The 1,667-nt window shown below is 42.7% G+C and carries 1 protein-coding gene; it reads right to left on the bottom strand.

From position 1 onward, the window contains the following. On the bottom strand, positions 1-1,667 hold a 1,667-nt coding region (locus tag A3738_RS16195; protein WP_068763726.1), incomplete at both ends, for a bifunctional diguanylate cyclase/phosphodiesterase.

Raw genomic sequence — 1,667 nt, 5'->3', positions numbered from 1 at the left:
GTTCTGTCTTCAGGAGACTCGAGTATTTCATCGATGAAACTTTTATCGATTTTAAGAACTTCGATAGGGAGCTTTCTTAAGTAGCTTAACGACGAATATCCGGTGCCAAAGTCATCAATAGCAGTACGAATACCAAGTCTCTTTAATTCATTTAGAGTCGAAACTGCTAATTCAATGTCTTCCATGATGGCAGTCTCGGTGACTTCGAGTTCCAACATAGAAGGGATTGTTTGAATCTCTTTTAGTACCGAAGCAACATCCCTTTGAAGTAAACCTTTTTGGAAGTGTTTCGCTGAGATATTTAGCGCCAGAACAAAATCTGAATCTAGATGAGGCATCCATTCATTTAAGTACTCACAACAACGGCGTATTACCCATTGTGTAATTGGAATAATCTGGCCACTTTCTTCGGCAATCGGAATGAATTCCATCGGGCTTCTAAAGCTACCGTCGGTCATACGCCAGCGAATGAGCGCTTCTGCGCCTTTAATTGAACCTGACTCTAAACAGATTTTTGGTTGGAAAAACAGTTCGAACTGATCGTTCTCAAGTGCTTGATTGATTTCATTACGAATACGGAGACGGTGCTCGCATTGTGATGATACTGAAGCGTCATAGACCTGATAGATATTCGAGCCTTGTTTCTTGGCTTGTGTCATTGCCAAGTTAGCGTAAGTAATAAGTCGCTCAGAATCGTTGCCATGCATATTGAGTGTTGCAATACCGATACTAACGCTCATGTAAATATCTTGCTTGCCGATGTGATATGGCTTTGAGAAACAACTCAAAATTCGTTCTGAATATGCTGTCGCTTCATCTAGGCTAGTTTGCTTGCCAAGAATGGCGACGAATTCATCTCCACCATGTCGAGTTAGGGTGGCACATTCAGGAAGTTTACTTTCCATTCGGCGCGCAACCTCGATCAAGAGAGAATCACCAACACTATGTCCTAAAGAGTCGTTGACGTCTTTAAATCCATCTAAGTCGATGAACATCACAACAACATCTTTGAATGTTTTTTGTGCTTCGTTGACGGACTTTTTAAGTCGTGATAAAAGTGAACGCCGGTTTGGCAGTCCGGTTAAAAAGTCGTGAAAAGTACGGTGTTTCGCTTCTTTCTCTTTCAACTTCAGTGCCGTGACATCTCTGAAGCTCCATACTTGCCCGACAATTTCATTGTCATGCCAGTGAGCCTTTGAATGTGCTTCTAACCAGCGACCATCGTATGTTTGAAGTTCATGTGTGAATGTTTTCTCCGGCGCTGCGAGAGATAACTTAAGAACGTCAGAGAAGTGGTGATTTCCTTTTACAATGCATTGGCAATGCTCAATAAAATCATGCACATGAGCGAGCCCCGCATTAAAGGTATTCATGCGAAACATCTTGTTGAAGTTCGGATTGCTGAGTCGGATCGAGCCCTGGTTATCGAGCATGACAAGCGCATCGTATGTCGAACTCAAGCTAGCCTGAAGAAGAGAGTAAGATTCTTGCAGAGCTGCCTTGGTTTTTTGTAGCTCGCGAACCTGATTATTTAGCTCTTCGTTACGCAATGCTAACTCAGCGNTTTGCTCTCGCACTGATGCTTCTAAAGCACGTTTATCTTCTTCTGACTGATCAAAGGCATCGCTGACAGCCTGAATCAAAGGCGTTAAACTTTCATCATTGGT

Source organism: Oleiphilus sp. HI0066 (assembly GCF_001635725.1).
Note: the sequence above shows the minus strand (reverse complement) of the source record. Positions and strands in the feature narration are given on the sequence as shown.